11 protein-coding genes are annotated in these 14312 nt (G+C 48.9%); 6 read left to right on the forward strand and 5 right to left on the reverse strand.

Annotated elements, in window-relative coordinates; all coding sequences use genetic code 11:
* Positions 1 to 57 precede the first annotated feature (57 nt).
* The 4 genes from aat to ACYVF1_RS17265 all read left to right on the forward strand — a co-directional run bounded on the left by aat (position 58) and on the right by ACYVF1_RS17265 (position 3665).
* Positions 58 to 681, forward strand: coding sequence for a leucyl/phenylalanyl-tRNA--protein transferase (aat, locus tag ACYVF1_RS17250; RefSeq protein ID WP_461081033.1), 624 nt, complete (start codon positions 58 to 60; stop codon positions 679 to 681).
* A gap of 148 nt (positions 682 to 829) precedes the next feature.
* Positions 830 to 1864: a glutamate 5-kinase gene (proB, locus tag ACYVF1_RS17255; RefSeq protein WP_461081035.1), complete on the forward strand. Its 1035-nt coding sequence runs from the start codon at positions 830 to 832 to the stop codon at positions 1862 to 1864.
* 2 nt (positions 1865 to 1866) lie between these two features.
* Positions 1867 to 3117: a glutamate-5-semialdehyde dehydrogenase gene (locus ACYVF1_RS17260; RefSeq protein WP_461081037.1), complete on the forward strand. Its 1251-nt coding sequence runs from the start codon at positions 1867 to 1869 to the stop codon at positions 3115 to 3117.
* 119 nt (positions 3118 to 3236) lie between these two features.
* On the forward strand, positions 3237 to 3665 hold the full coding sequence (locus ACYVF1_RS17265) for a hypothetical protein (protein WP_461081039.1): 429 nt from the start codon (positions 3237 to 3239) through the stop codon (positions 3663 to 3665).
* Positions 3666 to 3686: 21 nt separating this feature from the next.
* Here ACYVF1_RS17265 and ACYVF1_RS17270 read toward each other — a convergent pair whose 3' ends face one another.
* From ACYVF1_RS17270 to ACYVF1_RS17280, 3 genes are all read right to left on the reverse strand, one after another.
* Positions 3687 to 5150, reverse strand: a complete 1464-nt coding sequence (locus tag ACYVF1_RS17270) for a gluconokinase (RefSeq protein ID WP_461081041.1) — start codon at positions 5148 to 5150, stop codon at positions 3687 to 3689.
* A 104-nt stretch (positions 5151 to 5254) separates the two neighbouring features.
* Complete coding sequence (locus tag ACYVF1_RS17275) at positions 5255 to 6079, reverse strand: amidohydrolase family protein (protein WP_461081043.1); 825 nt, start codon at positions 6077 to 6079, stop codon at positions 5255 to 5257.
* 117 nt (positions 6080 to 6196) lie between these two features.
* The gene (locus tag ACYVF1_RS17280) at positions 6197 to 7051 is read right to left on the reverse strand and encodes a fumarylacetoacetate hydrolase family protein (RefSeq protein ID WP_461081045.1); all 855 of its coding nucleotides are present in this window, start codon (positions 7049 to 7051) and stop codon (positions 6197 to 6199) included.
* Positions 7052 to 7316: 265 nt separating this feature from the next.
* Here ACYVF1_RS17280 and ACYVF1_RS17285 point away from each other — a divergent pair, with 265 nt between their 5' ends.
* A complete protein-coding gene (locus ACYVF1_RS17285) occupies positions 7317 to 10268 on the forward strand; it encodes an Ig-like domain-containing protein (protein ID WP_461081047.1) in 2952 nt (983 codons plus the stop codon).
* 80 nt (positions 10269 to 10348) lie between these two features.
* Here the strand turns inward: ACYVF1_RS17285 and ACYVF1_RS17290 are convergent, their stop codons facing one another.
* Entirely contained in the window at positions 10349 to 11122 is a 774-nt protein-coding gene (locus ACYVF1_RS17290) for an SDR family NAD(P)-dependent oxidoreductase (protein ID WP_461081049.1), read from the reverse strand.
* A gap of 77 nt (positions 11123 to 11199) precedes the next feature.
* Positions 11200 to 12873, reverse strand: a complete 1674-nt coding sequence (locus ACYVF1_RS17295; protein ID WP_461081051.1) for a UxaA family hydrolase — start codon at positions 12871 to 12873, stop codon at positions 11200 to 11202.
* 238 nt (positions 12874 to 13111) lie between these two features.
* On the opposite strand from ACYVF1_RS17295, the gene ACYVF1_RS17300 reads away from it, so the two are divergent.
* Complete coding sequence (locus ACYVF1_RS17300) at positions 13112 to 14308, forward strand: acyltransferase family protein (RefSeq protein ID WP_461081053.1); 1197 nt, start codon at positions 13112 to 13114, stop codon at positions 14306 to 14308.
* The last annotated feature ends 4 nt before the right edge of the window (positions 14309 to 14312 follow it).

Consider the following 14312-nt stretch of genomic DNA (forward strand, 5'->3'; position numbering starts at 1 on the left):
AGCCGGTTTTAGTCACGACCTGAATTAACTATATTTGTCTGAACGATACCAGCACTTATGAACAAGCTCACCGCCGACGACCTGATTTATGGGTACATCAACGGCATATTTCCAATGGCCGACGCCGACGGTACGCTCTACTGGTATGCGCCCGACCCACGAGCAATTATTCCGATCAATACGTATAAACCGGCCAAATCGCTACGTCCTGTTTTGAACCGGAATCAGTTCGAGATACGTATCAATACGGCTTTTACGGACGTAATGCGGGCTTGTTCGCTCCCCAGAGATGCCTACGACAGTGTCTGGATTTCGGAAGAAATCATCGACGCTTACTCAGAATTGTATGAAATGGGACTGGCGCACAGCGTAGAAACGTATATGGATAATCGGTTGGTTGGGGGATTATACGGCGTGGCGCTGGGATCGGCTTTTTTTGGTGAATCCATGTTTTATCGGGAGCCCAATGCTTCAAAAGTGGCCTTTCATTATTTAATCGAAATTCTTCGTAAACAGAAGTTTACGTTGCTCGATACTCAGTTCATAAACGATAACGTTCGGCGCTACGGTGCCATTGAAATTCCGAAAGCCGACTACCTCCGGCAACTTCGAACGGCGCTTAAACATAAAGCTAAATTCGTTACGTCATCGGCCGATACGTTGCTCAGCGACCAATTATAGGGTTGTAAAGTTATAGGGTTATAAAGTTGTAAAGTTGGCTGGCGCGAAAGCAATTCATGCGCCAGCCAACTTTACAACTTTATAACCCTATAACTTTACAACCGTACAACTTTATAACCCTACAACCCAAATCCCTATCTTTGCGGGCATGTCAAAACCTGTACTTGTCCTCAAATTCGGCACGGCTTCTATTACAAAATCTACCGGCGAACCCAACGAACCTGTTATGGTCGACATAGCCCGACAGGTGGCGGCACTGCATCCGCATTACCGGATTGTGCTGGTATCGTCAGGGGCTGTGGGGGCCGGCAAATCGCTGATTCGGGACTTCAGGGGTGACATTATCCAGCGTAAAGCGGCTGCGGCTGTTGGTAACCTGCTGCTACTCAACCAGTACTCGCGTTTTTTTGCTATTTACGGCATCTCCATTGCCCAAAGTCTGTGCGAACGCCATCACTTCGCCAACCGCGACCAATTTTTGCAACTCAAACAAACCTATGAGGAACTGTGGGCCAACGGGTTAATTCCAATTGCGAACGAGAACGACGTAGTAAGCAGTCGAGAATTAAAGTTTTCGGACAACGATGAACTGGCTACATTAATAGCCGTGGGTTTTGGGGCTAAAGTCTTGATGCTCTGTACCTCGGTGGGCGGTTTACTGGATGCTGAAGGACATATTATCCGGCATGTTACTACGTTCGATGAGCAGGTTTTTGGCGTAGTACGTACCGACAAATCCTCACTGGGTCTGGGGGGAATGGCCTCTAAACTAACCTTTGCCAAACTCGCCACGCGCATGGGTATCCGGGTCGTTATTTTTGGTGTGAACGAACCCGACAGCATTGGTCGGGCGTTACGTGGTGAAACCGGAACGGATTTTACCCCACAAACCAATACGTTGTCGGCCCGTAATCGCTGGTTAGGCAGTGGTAGTCTGGCCGTTGGTCAGGTGGTGGTTGATGCGGGAGCGGTGAAGGCGTTACAAAAACGACGTAGCTTGCTGGCGGTTGGTGTTCGAGCAATTCCGGGCGAATTTGCGGCTGGTGAAATGCTCGAAATTAGGGACGAACATCAAATAACGGTGGCCGTTGCCAGAGCGCGTATTTCATCGGAAAGCCTGGCCCAGCAACTCAGTCAGCAGAACGTGGAAGTCGCCAATGCGAATGATATTGTACTTTTGTAGTTATGACACCCATCACTCCCCTTCTTCAATCGGCTCAACAGGCATCTGCAGCTGTTCGCCGACTTAGCCCAGCTCAGAAAACCGACCTGCTCAATCGGCTCGCCGACGTATTGGAAGCTCACTCCGCCGACGTACTAACCGAAAACCAGAAAGACCTTGATCGGATGCCCACTTCCGATCCAAAGTACGACCGGTTAAAACTCACCGAAACACGGGTTAATGACTTGGCTAAAAGCCTTCGGGACGTAGCCGTATTACCCGACCCAGCCGGTGAACTGCTATTAGAACGTAGCATTGAACAGGGCTTGCAACTCAAAAAAATTGCTGTGCCGTTGGGTGTGGTTGGAGTTATTTACGAGGCTCGTCCGAACGTAACGGTCGACGTAGCGTCACTGTGTTTACGGTCCGGCAATGCGTGTGTGTTAAAAGGCGGCAAAGAAGCAGATTTCTCGAACCGTTATCTTATCAGCTTGATTCAGAACGTATTGACTGAATTCGGTGTACCCAAAGCCGCCGTTACGTTGCTCCCACCCGACCGGGCCGTTGTCAATGAATTATTAACGGCTACTCGCTACGTCGACATTATTATTCCACGCGGTTCTGAATCACTAATTCAGTATGTTCGCAAAAACTCGCTGGTGCCGACCATCGAAACGGGTGCAGGGGTCTGCCACGCTTACGTAGAGCAAACTGCCGATCTCGACAAAGCGGCTGCTATCGTTATTAACGGACGCGTTTCACGCCCTTCAGTCTGTAATTCACTAGATTGCGTTCTCGTCGACGAAGCCATCGCTGACCGTTTTTTGCCGATGCTGACTGATGGTTTCGCCAAATGGAACGTAGAGGTTTTTGCTGATGATACGTCTTACGCCATTTTTGAAAAGTCGGCTTACCCAAAACTGCAACATGCTCAATCTGAAGATTTCGGCCGTGAATTTCTGGATTACAAGATTGCAGTGAAAGTAGTGGCTGGTCTGGAAGAAGCGCTATCGCATATTCAAACGTATTCATCACGCCATTCAGAAGCTATCGTATCCCAAAATCAGGAATTGATCGACCAGTTTTTGCGAGAAGTGGATGCTGCAGCTGTGTACGCCAATGCCTCTACTCGCTTCACTGACGGCGGTGTATTTGGCCTCGGTGCCGAAATTGGCATATCGACGCAAAAACTTCACGCCCGCGGCCCGTTTGCGCTGGAAAAACTCGTAACCGAGAAATGGATTGTGGTTGGCGATGGCCAGGTGCGGTGGTAATTTCCACTAAACTTGTTTGATGGTAAAATTTTAATGAGTTTCTAACGAATGTAGTTAACCGTATTTACAACCATTTATAAGTACATTTGGTCTTGTATTAGTACTAAACTCAATTCGTTATGAAACGCTTCCCTTTTTATCTCGGGTGCTTGTTCCTCATCTATTTAGCAAGCTGTAGCCAAGAGAAAGCAACTCCCTGTGGAGCCCCCCAACGGATAACGGTTGATTCAGAATGCTATGCTGGTAATGGGCTAAAGTTTACTGCCACTGATTACGGCGATACCCCATTAAGTTTCGAATGGAGTTTCGTAGCACTGAAGGACACAACACGGGTTAATGGCTGGACACCTAAAGACGAAAAAATCAGAATGATTGCCGCAAACACGTTTGTGGTGCCCGACAGTCTGGTTACAAATTATCAACGTTTAATTGTTGAAGTAGGGGCTAATTGTCAGGGGCAGCTTAAACATTCTACATATTACGCTTTCGTCAAAAAGCGTTCAGCCGCTAATAACTGCGTTACGTGGACATCGCAGAATAGCTTATAGACTTATAATTAAATCTACTTTTTACAACTTTCTCAGACCTTCCTCCCAGCGCTGAAATGCGTTCCGGTATGCTTTGTGACGACTCATATTTGGTTTGAACGTATCGCCAAAAGCTACCTGTTCAGCGGCATCGTCCAGGCTTTTTAGAGTACCTTCCGCTTTCATTGTCAGCAGAATAGCACCCATTGAGCCACTTTCGTTGCTGGCATTCAGACGTACCGGAACGCCTGCCATATCGGCGAGCATCTGCACCCAAAATTTCGATTGGGCAAATCCGCCGTTTGCATGAATTACCTGAGCAGAGCCAGTGTGTGCAATCAACAGCTCGTTGATATTGAGCAAGTTAAACAATACACCTTCTAAAGAAGCTCGGACAAAATGCGCCCGCGTGTGCTGCCAGTCTACGTTCAAATAGGCACCACGTACTGAAGCGTCCCATAACGGTGCCCGTTCCCCCTGAAGATACGGCAGAAAAACCAACCCGTCGGAGCCAGGCGAAATCGTAGCAGCTTCATCGAAAACTGCCCGAGTTTCCTGCTGGGTTAGTTTCTCAGTTACCCATTCCAATACATTGCCACCGTTATTGGTTGGACCGCCAACCACGTAGTAACCTTCGTCCAGGTAGTAACAAAATAGCCGTCCTTTGGCATCACGAAGCGGTTTTCGAACGGTCTGGCGTATTGCCCCACTCGTGCCAATGGTCAACGTAGCGGTTCCTCGTTTGATGGCACCCGCTCCTAAATTAGCCAGGCATCCGTCTGAAGCGCCAATTAACAACGCTACGTCAGCAGTAAGCCCGGTCTTTTCGGTTTCGGATTTAGGCTGGTAAGCCCGCTGATGAGTTGTTGGAACGGGGGTTGATAACTGGTCAGGTCGGACACCGGCGTAGTCCATTGCCCGTTGACTCCATTTTCGTTTCTGTTCATAAAACAGACCTGTTGCCGTAGCCATCGAGAAATCAATCTCAAATTCACCCGTCAGTTTTCGCCATAAATACTCTTTGATAGACCCGAACCGAGGGGTTCGATGCAGGGCGCGAGGGTCGTGCTGACGAAGCCAGGCCAGTTTGCACAACGGAATCATTGGGTGAATGGGCGTACCTGTCTCTTTATGAATCGCTTTCCCTAACTTAGCCTGTGTGGTGCGTAATTCATCCGCCTGCGCTTCAGCCCGGTTATCAGACCAGAGAATGGCGTTTCCGAGAGCCTTCCCATCGTCATTCATTGGCAGCAGGCTATGCATGGCCGTGCAAAACGCTACATGTGTGGCCGTATGCCCATCTTTTTTCAATTCCCGATTTACTTCAGCCATTACCTGTTCAAATGCTGACCAGATTTCGTTAGGATCTTGTTCAGCGTAACCCGGTTCAGGATTAAGCGTTGTTACCGGAACCGACGCATGCGCCAGAATTTTGCTCAAATCCGGCAGCATGGCGAGGGCTTTTACGTTGGTCGTTCCGATGTCAACGCCGATGTAACAGTTCATAGTCTGATAAACGAATAAGTTATAAGGTTATAGAGCCAGAGGGTGATAAAGTTGATTGAGGTATTCAAAAAATCGTAACTTCATAACACTACAACCATACAACTTTACAACTTATAAAACAACGTAGCATTACCTCCGAACACTTTCGCTCGAACTTCATCGCCCCAGGGCGCTACGTAGTCTTCAACTATATTCTTCATCTGTGTGTAGTTAGCCGCCACTAAACAAACGGGCCAATCAGATCCAAACATCAATCGATCAGGGCCGAACTGCTCGAACGCTACGTCCAGATAGGGAAAAAAGTCTTTTTTGCTCCAGTTTTGCCAGTCGGCTTCGGTAACCATACCCGAGAGTTTGCAGGAAACATGCTTGTGCTTGGCAATCTCGGTCATAAAATTCGACCAGCGATTGATTTCCTGCTTCTTAATGTACGGTTTTGCCAGATGATCAATTACGAAATTGCCTTCGGGAACAGCTTTTACGAGTTGCAACGCGGCCTTAAGCTGAGACGGGTAGATCAGAATATCGTAGGTCAGGCCAAAATCGGCTAATTTTCGAATACCGTCAATAACCGACGGACGCGCCAGAAAATCGTCAGGTTCAGCTTGTGCTACGTGTCGATAACCCTTTATTTCTGGAAATTGCGAAAACGCGTCAAGCCGTTCAGTCAATTGCGCAGACTGCAAATCGACCCAACCGACTACACCTTTCACAAAGTCGTAATTCTGGGCCATCTTAGTCAGAAACATCGTTTCCTCTTCCGACTGCGACGCCTGCACAGCCACGCAGCCATCAATACCGTTCTCTACCAGTACAGGCTCAAGATCGGCCGGCAGAAAATCGCGCTGGATAACAGCCATATCGTCGGTTATCCAGCTATCGCGAATGGGGTCAAAATGCCAGAAGTGTTGGTGCGCGTCAATGGTCATCAGAACCGGGATTTAAAGATTGTCTGAACCAGGATTTTAACAGAAAAGATTTTCAGGATTAAAAGGCAGAAAACAAAATCCTGAAAATCTTTTCTGTTAAAATCCTGGTTCAGATAGTTAGACGAACGACACCGCTGTTTGTTTCTGCTCACCTAACCCTTCGATGCCTAATTCTACTACGTCGCCCGGTTTAAGGTAACGTTGCGGTTTCAGACCCATACCCACACCAGCTGGCGTACCGGTTGAAATAACGTCGCCGGGTAGCAAAGTCATGAACTGGCTGATGTAGCTCACAAGCGTCGGTACGTCGAAAATCATATCGTCGGTGTTCGAATTCTGCAATTCTTCACCGTTGATTTTGAGCCACAAATTCAGCGCATTCGGATTAGGAACTTCATCTTTCGTAACCAGATAAGGCCCCAGTGGTGCGAACGTATCAGCGCTTTTTCCTTTCACCCATTGACCACCACGTTCTAATTGCCAGGCCCGTTCACTGTAATCGTTGTGCAGCGCATAGCCCGCAATGTAATCCATCGCATTATCCAACTCAACGTAGCTGGCCCGTTTGCCGATGATGATCGCCAGTTCTACTTCCCAGTCGGTTTTCTCAGAACGCTTTGGAATTACTACGTTATCGTTTGGCCCAACGAGCGCGGTTGTTGATTTGAAAAACAAAATTGGCTCGGTAGGTGGTGTAGCACCGGTTTCGGCTGCGTGCTTAGCGTAATTCAGACCAACACACACAATTTTGGATGGTCGTTTGATGCAGGAACCAATACGTTGGTCGGCTACTACGCCGGGGCAGGTATGGGCGTGTGCAGTAAGCCAATGTGCCAGTCGTTCAGGGCCGTTGCTGGCAAAGAATGATTCGTCATAATCTTCGCCAAAGTGCGTTACGTCGATGCGTTGGCCGGAAGGTAATTCAACACCGGGATGTTCATGGTCGGGCGAGCCGAAGCGGAAGAGTTTCATGCAGAATGGTATACGTTGACCTGGAAAAGCTTGTGAGGCTGCAAGTTTAACCATTATTCAGCAAGTATCAGGTCAAAATCGGCTGATCTACCAGTCTGTGATCTATACTGAGTAGCTTATACAGGTTTTATCGAGGCATTCAAATATTATTCGTTTGCAGAAATTATAAATAATAAGTTAACAAAATATATATTTGATTAATTTAAATGACAATTGCGAGCGCATCTTATTACTAGATTCAAGCCAAAACAAAATCCATAAACTTATGAAAACAAAGGTTATACTTACTCTTATCTTTCTGTTATATAGCCGTTTTCTACTGGCACAAACCTCCCCCTTAGCAGCAAACGGTCGACTGAAAGTTACTGGAAATCAATTGACAAATGAATCCGGTAAAGCCATTCAGCTCCGGGGGATGAGTTCGCACGGGCTGCAATGGTTCGATCAGTGTTACACGCAGGCGTCTGTGCAGGCGTTGGCAACAAATTGGGGCGCCGATGTTTTCCGAGCCGCCATGTATGTAGATGAGGGCGGTTATTTGAACAATCAGAGCGGACTTCGCGCCAAAATCAATCAGATTGTCGACTGGACGGCGCAGGCGGGCGTGTACTGCATCATCGACTGGCACGTATTAAATCCCGGCAACCCGAACGATCGCCTTTCCTACGCACTCGATTTTTTTAAAACAATGGCCCAGACGCATGCGGGGAAGAAGCACGTCATTTACGAAATCTGCAACGAGCCAAACGGAGTAGACTGGAATACGATTAAGTCGTATGCTGATCAGGTGATTCCAGCCATTCGGCAGTATGACCCTGAAGCTATTATTCTGGTCGGAACGCCCCAATGGTGCCAACGTCCGCAGGACGTACTGGCGAACCCACTGAGCGGAGCCAACGCTTACAATATCATGTACACCTTTCACTACTATGCAGCGTCGCACTTTTTCCAGAGCGACATTCGGTCGGTGACGAACGTATTGCCCTTGTTTTGTAGCGAATGGGGCACTTGTACCTATACAGGTGGTGGTAGTCTGGATTTCAACAATAGCCAGGCTTGGATTGACCTAATGGCGGGCAACAATCCTGGAAGTCAGAAAATTAGTTGGAGCAACTGGACATTTTCCGATGCGGGCGAATCGTCGGCGGGTTTGAACGGTGGAGCTTGTAGTGGCCAACAGTGGAACAATACCAGTACGTCGGGAACCTGGGTGAAAGATCACATTCTCAATCCAGCCGATGATTTTGGCCCACCAACGCCCTCTGTCTCAATTATCAGTCCGGCTACTAATAGCACCATTGCTATTGGCGCAAATCTGATTATCAATGCCAGCGTCACTAATGCTACAGCAACGGGCGTCGAGTTTTACAACGGCGCTACGTTACTGGGAACAGATGCTACGTCGCCTTACTCCTGGACGATCACGAACATTCAGCAAGGTAGTTACTCTCTTACAGCTAAAGCGCTCGTTAGCAGCGGGAATCTAACGTCCTCGGCAGTGCAGGTAACGGCGGCTCCGGTACCTAACCAGCCTCCAACGGTTAACCTGACTTCGCCCGCCAATAACGTAGCATTTTCAGCGCCAGCTACTATTTCGATAACTGCCACTGCCAGCGACGCCGATGGAAACGTAGCAAAAGTTGAATTCTACAACGGCATAACCAAATTAGGTGAAGACGCTACGTCGCCTTATGAATTTAGCTGGACGGGAGTGCCCGTCGGTACGTATACGATCACGGCTAAAGCGACTGACAATCAAAACGCAACGACGACGTCATCGCCGGTAACTGTACAGGTTTATAGTCAGGGAAGCCCCGACCCTACTGCGGATTTGATTGGTCCTGATTGTGTGTTTAAGAACGCGACGCAGCTATTCGAAGTCAATGCCAGCAAGCTTCCAAATGCAACGAGTTTCTCATGGTGGTGTACCGGCTCGACCAGCAGCATTACGCCTGCTCAACCGGGAAAGGCAACCATCAATTTTGGTCCAAGCTTCACGGGTGGGCAAGTATGTGTGGGTATCAATTATTCGGCGGCTCCGTGGTATTCGCAGTTTTGTAAGAACGTAGCGGTTTGTCCCGGCACTCCTCCGACAAACCCAACAAATCAATCACCGCTGGTGAGTTTAACGTCACCCGCCCTGAATGCTGCGTTCACGGCTCCTGTTAACGTTACGTTAGCCGCTTCGGCCACTGACTCTGATGGCAACATAGCGAAGGTTGAGTTCTACAATGGTTCGACCAAGTTGGGTGAAACTAGTAGTTCTCCTTATCAATTTGTGTGGAACAATGTGAGCGCTGGCAACTACGTATTGACTGCCAAAGCAACAGATAATGCCGGAGCAAGCGCTACGTCGAGTGCTATCACTATTCAGGTGAACAACCCGGCTCCTGTAAATCAGGCCCCAACGGTAACGCTCACATCACCAGCTCAAAACGCTACGTTCACCGCACCTGCTACTGTTACGTTGGCCGCAAACGCCAGTGACTCAGACGGTACTATCGCTAAAGTTGAATTCTACAATGGTTCGACCAAACTGGGTGAAGATGCTACGTCGCCTTATACATTTAGCTGGAACAACGTAGCAATTGGAACGTATACACTAACGGCCAAAGCTTTCGACAATTCGGGAGCAAGTGCTACGTCGGCAGGAGTTACTATTACGGTGATTGCTGGTACTCCGCCCAACAATCCCGGCGATGACTTGATCGGGCCTAACTGTGTAGGGGTCAACGCGGTACAGATTTATGAAGTGAATCCAGCAAAATTGGCCAACGCGACGAATTTCTCGTGGTGGTGCACTGGTTCGACCAGCAGCATAACGCCTACGCAACCCGGCAAAGCAACCTACAGCTTTGGGCCTTGGTTTACCGGCGGACAAGTTTGTGTGGGAATCAATTATTCAGCCGCTCCGTGGTATTCGCAATATTGCAAGAACGTAACGGTTTGCGGGGCACGAACCGGACTGAGTGAAGTGTCCGACAATCTTGTCTTCCCCAACCCAGCTACAGACGCATTTTCATTCGTAGCCGATCGGGATATCCAGTCGATGAACGTAGTGGACGAGCTAGGACGTAATCGTCTGAAATTAAGTGCTGCAAAAGCAGGTCAGACGATTCGATTTGGGGAGCAGCTTCCGGCCGGTTCGTATCTATTCCATATCCAGTACGAGACTAAAGAACGGCGGGCTATTCGGCTTTTGAAAGCAGGTAAGTAAAATTCATTAGCTACCTTTTTTGTCATTGTGACGAATCCGCCCGCTTGGCTTCGTCACAATGACAAAAAAGCATAACCGGATTACGAATTCAACCGTGTGAAACCACCATCGATTGGGTAATCGCAGCCGGTAACGAACCCTGCTTCGTCGGAACAAAGGTAAAGTGCCAGAGCGGCAATCTCTTCAGGTTTCGCCATACGACCAATAGGCTGTGTTTTTGAGAGCTTGGCGAACATTTCGGCTTCCTGACCGGGGTAATTCTTCGCTATAAATCCATCGACAAAAGGCGTATGCACTCGCCCCGGCGAAATGCAGTTGCAGCGAATATTATCAGCCAGATAGTCTTTCGCTACAGACAACGTCATGCTGAGAACGGCTCCCTTACTCATCGAATAGGCAAACCGGTCAGCGATGCCTAATGTAGCAGCCACCGACGCCATGTTCAGCACAACGCCACCGCCGTTGGTTTTGAAGTGCGGAATGGTCGCGTGCAGACAGTTATAGACGCCTTTGATATTGATGCGGAAAATCCGGTCGAAATCTGCTTCCGACGTAGTATCGGCCCGGCCGATATGCGCCACACCGGCATTATTGACCAGAATATGAATCGGTCCCTGTGCGGCAATCTGCCCGATGACGTCGGCAACCTGTTCCTGATTTGATACGTCAACAGCATGTGCTTCAGCCAGACCGCCAGCTGACTTAATATCAGCCGCTACCTGCTGCGCCTGTTCTGCGTTGATTTCAAGGATATGCACACTTGCGCCTGCCTGCGCGAACGTCTGCGAAATCGCTAATCCAATACCACTGGCTCCCCCAGTAATGAGGGCGGTTTTGTTCTTGAGAGAAAACATAAAGAGTGAAAGAATGAAAGAGCGAAAGAGTGATGGGCCGAGTAGGCGCACTTTCACTCTTTCGCTCTTTCGCTATTTTAAAGAGATACCCCGCGTTTCCAGGGGATGAAATCGTCTTGGCCTAAACGTTCGGCTTGCGTAATGACTTCGCCAGAAGCCAGCCGGACGATGTATTCCAGCAGTTCGTCGGCGTTTTGGCTGATGCTTTGCTCACCATCGACAACCGGGCCACTGTCAAAATCGATAACGTCGGGCATCCGGTTTTTTAGGATGGTATTGGTCGACACTTTCACTACCGGAGAAACAGGGTTGCCAGTCGGCGTACCAAGTCCGGTTGTAAACAGAATGACGGTTGCTCCTGAACCAGCCATGCCGGTAGTGGCTTCTACATCATTGCCGGGTGTACAGAGCAAATTCAGGCCGGGCGTAACGATGGGTTCGGCGTAGTCCAGTACGTCAGCTACGGGTGCTGTACCCCCTTTTTTCGCAGCCCCCGCCGATTTAATAGCGTCGGTAATCAGGCCATCTTTAATATTACCGGGCGACGGATTCATGTCGAAACCGGAACCAACAGCTTCAGCCTGCGCTGAATAGTCGCCCATCAACGTAATGAATTTCTGAGCCTTAGCATTGTCAGGAGTCCGATTAATGAGTTCTTGCTCAACGCCATTCAGTTCAGGAAATTCGGCCAGAACGGTTTTGCCGCCCAGCGCAACCAGATTATCAGATAAATGTCCGAGAACCGGATTAGCCGAAATTCCCGAAAAACCATCCGAACCACCACATTTCAGCCCTACCGTCAGCGCACTAAGCGGAGCTGGCTGCCGTTCAATTTTGTTGATTTCGACCAGACCGAGGAATGTTTCTTTGATGGCCTGCGACATCAGCGCATATTCCGTACCTGCCTGTTGTTCAAACAGCAGCAGCGGTTTATCAAACTTCGGATTCTGCCGTTTGATTTCCTCCGAAATCATATCGACCTGCAAATGCTGACATCCCAGACTCAGGACAGTAGCCCCACCCACGTTTGGATTGTTGATGAAACCGGCCAGCAGCGAACATAAATAACCTGAATCCTGCCGCGTACCGCCACAACCCATCTCGTGCGTCAGGAACTTGATACCATCTACATTTTTGAAAGGCCGGTTTGGCGCGTTAGTGTTATGCTGGAGTGTCTGATTTTGGGAGGCATCCACAAAAGGCTGCATCTTTTTCACGACGTCCATTTCGCCTGCTTTATACAGACTTAGCATTTCGTGAACCTGATCGCGGTAGATTTCGGGTTGGGCGTAACCAAGCTCACGCTCAAATGCGTCTTTAAGAATCAGTACGTTACGATTCTCGCAAAAAACCAGCGGGACAATTACCCAGTAATTGCGCGTTCCTACACTGCCGTCGGCCCGATGATACCCCATAAACGTGCGATCTTGCCAGGCCGCTACGTCGGGAGCTTGCCAGGCGAAAGGTTGCTTTTTTTCGAGACCATAGCGATCGGCATCGTGTTTGAGATTGAACGTAGTGATCGGTTCGCCCCGACGTATCGGCTGCGTGGCCTTCCCAACGAGCACACCGTACATCGTAATCGGCTCACCCGGCTGGCGATCTTCGGTCACAAATTTATGCTTGGCTCCCACCGCATAGGGAAGCTCATACGTTTCATTCTCAAATTCAATTCGTTCACCCGCCGACAGGTTACGTAACGCCACAATGACGTTATCGGCAGGATGAACTTTCAGGACACGGGCATTCATTCGACAACTTTTTTATAGTAAAGAGACGTATTGACCCGAAATATACCACTCAACCAAAAACTTTCGCCAACGTTCTTGCGAATGTGACCGCCATTACCAAGTTTTAAGGCTAAGAAACGGTTTGAGTTGTTGAGTTATAAGGTAGGGTTACAGCGTTCAGTTGCAAATAGCAACTTTATAACCTTACGACTATAAAACTTTTCAACCCAAACTCGCTTCACAATCCTAAACCCTGTTTATGGCAAAACATGTACAGACCGACTTTCCGGCCGGCCGCCTGATGTCCATTGACGCCTATCGAGGCTTTGTGATGACGTTGATGGCGGCCGAAATCCTTCGGTTTCATAAATTACATGAAGCCTTTCCAGACAGTTCGTTCTGGGCGTTTCTTACGCATCATCAGAGTCACGTAGCGTGGGCGGGCTGTTCGCTCCACGATTTAATACAGCCTTCTTTTTCGTTTCTGGTTGGCGTGGCCCTCCCCTATTCCATCGCTAGCCGGGCCGCACAGACACATTCGTTCGGGAATCAATTTGGTCACGCGCTACGTCGGTCGCTCATCCTGATTTTGCTGGGCATTTTCCTGCGATCAACCCACGCCGAACAGACCAATTTTACATTTGAGGATACGCTGACGCAGATTGGCTTAGGCTATCCATTTCTGTTTCTGCTGGGCCATACGTCTCCCCGCACTACGTGGGTCGCGTTCGGAGGTATTTTGTTTGCGTATTGGCTGGCGTTCATTTTATATCCGGCACCCAGTTCCTCTTTCGATTACAACGCGGTTAACGTACCACCCGATTGGTCAGAACATTATACAGGTTTGATGGCGCATTTCAATAAAAACAGCAACCTGGCCTGGGCATTTGATACGTGGTTTCTAAATCTGTTTCCACGCGCCAAATTTTTTCTCTTTAATGGCGGAGGATATGCTACGTTGAGTTTCATTCCGACACTGGGAACCATGTTGCTGGGCTTGCAGGCTGGGCGCTGGCTACGCAAAGGAATGTCTGCCCGTGACTTGATTAAACGCCTGTTAATAGCCGGCGTAATTTGTCTTGCCAGCGGAGTTTTACTACACGTAGCGGGCATTTGTCCGGTGGTAAAACGTATCTGGACGCCAGCCTGGGTACTGTTTAGTGGCGGTTGGTGTTTCTGGTTGCTGGCGTTATTTTATGGAATTATCGACGTAGCGAAATACCAGAAATGGGCATTTCCATTAGTGGTGGTCGGTATGAATTCCATCACTATTTACTGTTTGGTACACCTGATCGACAACTTTATTGTTACGTCATTTTATACGCATCTGGGCCACGGTATTTTTCAGATCTTGGGTGCCCCGTTCGAGCCGCTATTGATCGGTCTGGCCGCGCTGGGCATTTTTTACCTGATTCTTCTCTGGATGTACCGCCGAAAACTCTTTATCCGAATCTGACTGT

This window comes from Spirosoma flavus, from assembly GCF_054778555.1.

Coding starts and splice junctions, on each gene's coding strand:
- aat (WP_461081033.1), top strand. CDS start 58: ATGAACAAGCTCACCGCCGACGACCTGATTTATGGGTACATCAACGGC.
- proB (WP_461081035.1), top strand. CDS start 830: ATGTCAAAACCTGTACTTGTCCTCAAATTCGGCACGGCTTCTATTACA.
- ACYVF1_RS17260 (WP_461081037.1), top strand. CDS start 1,867: ATGACACCCATCACTCCCCTTCTTCAATCGGCTCAACAGGCATCTGCA.
- ACYVF1_RS17265 (WP_461081039.1), top strand. CDS start 3,237: ATGAAACGCTTCCCTTTTTATCTCGGGTGCTTGTTCCTCATCTATTTA.
- ACYVF1_RS17270 (WP_461081041.1), bottom strand. CDS start 5,150: ATGAACTGTTACATCGGCGTTGACATCGGAACGACCAACGTAAAAGCC.
- ACYVF1_RS17275 (WP_461081043.1), bottom strand. CDS start 6,079: ATGACCATTGACGCGCACCAACACTTCTGGCATTTTGACCCCATTCGC.
- ACYVF1_RS17280 (WP_461081045.1), bottom strand. CDS start 7,051: ATGAAACTCTTCCGCTTCGGCTCGCCCGACCATGAACATCCCGGTGTT.
- ACYVF1_RS17285 (WP_461081047.1), top strand. CDS start 7,317: ATGAAAACAAAGGTTATACTTACTCTTATCTTTCTGTTATATAGCCGT.
- ACYVF1_RS17290 (WP_461081049.1), bottom strand. CDS start 11,122: ATGTTTTCTCTCAAGAACAAAACCGCCCTCATTACTGGGGGAGCCAGT.
- ACYVF1_RS17295 (WP_461081051.1), bottom strand. CDS start 12,873: ATGAATGCCCGTGTCCTGAAAGTTCATCCTGCCGATAACGTCATTGTG.
- ACYVF1_RS17300 (WP_461081053.1), top strand. CDS start 13,112: ATGGCAAAACATGTACAGACCGACTTTCCGGCCGGCCGCCTGATGTCC.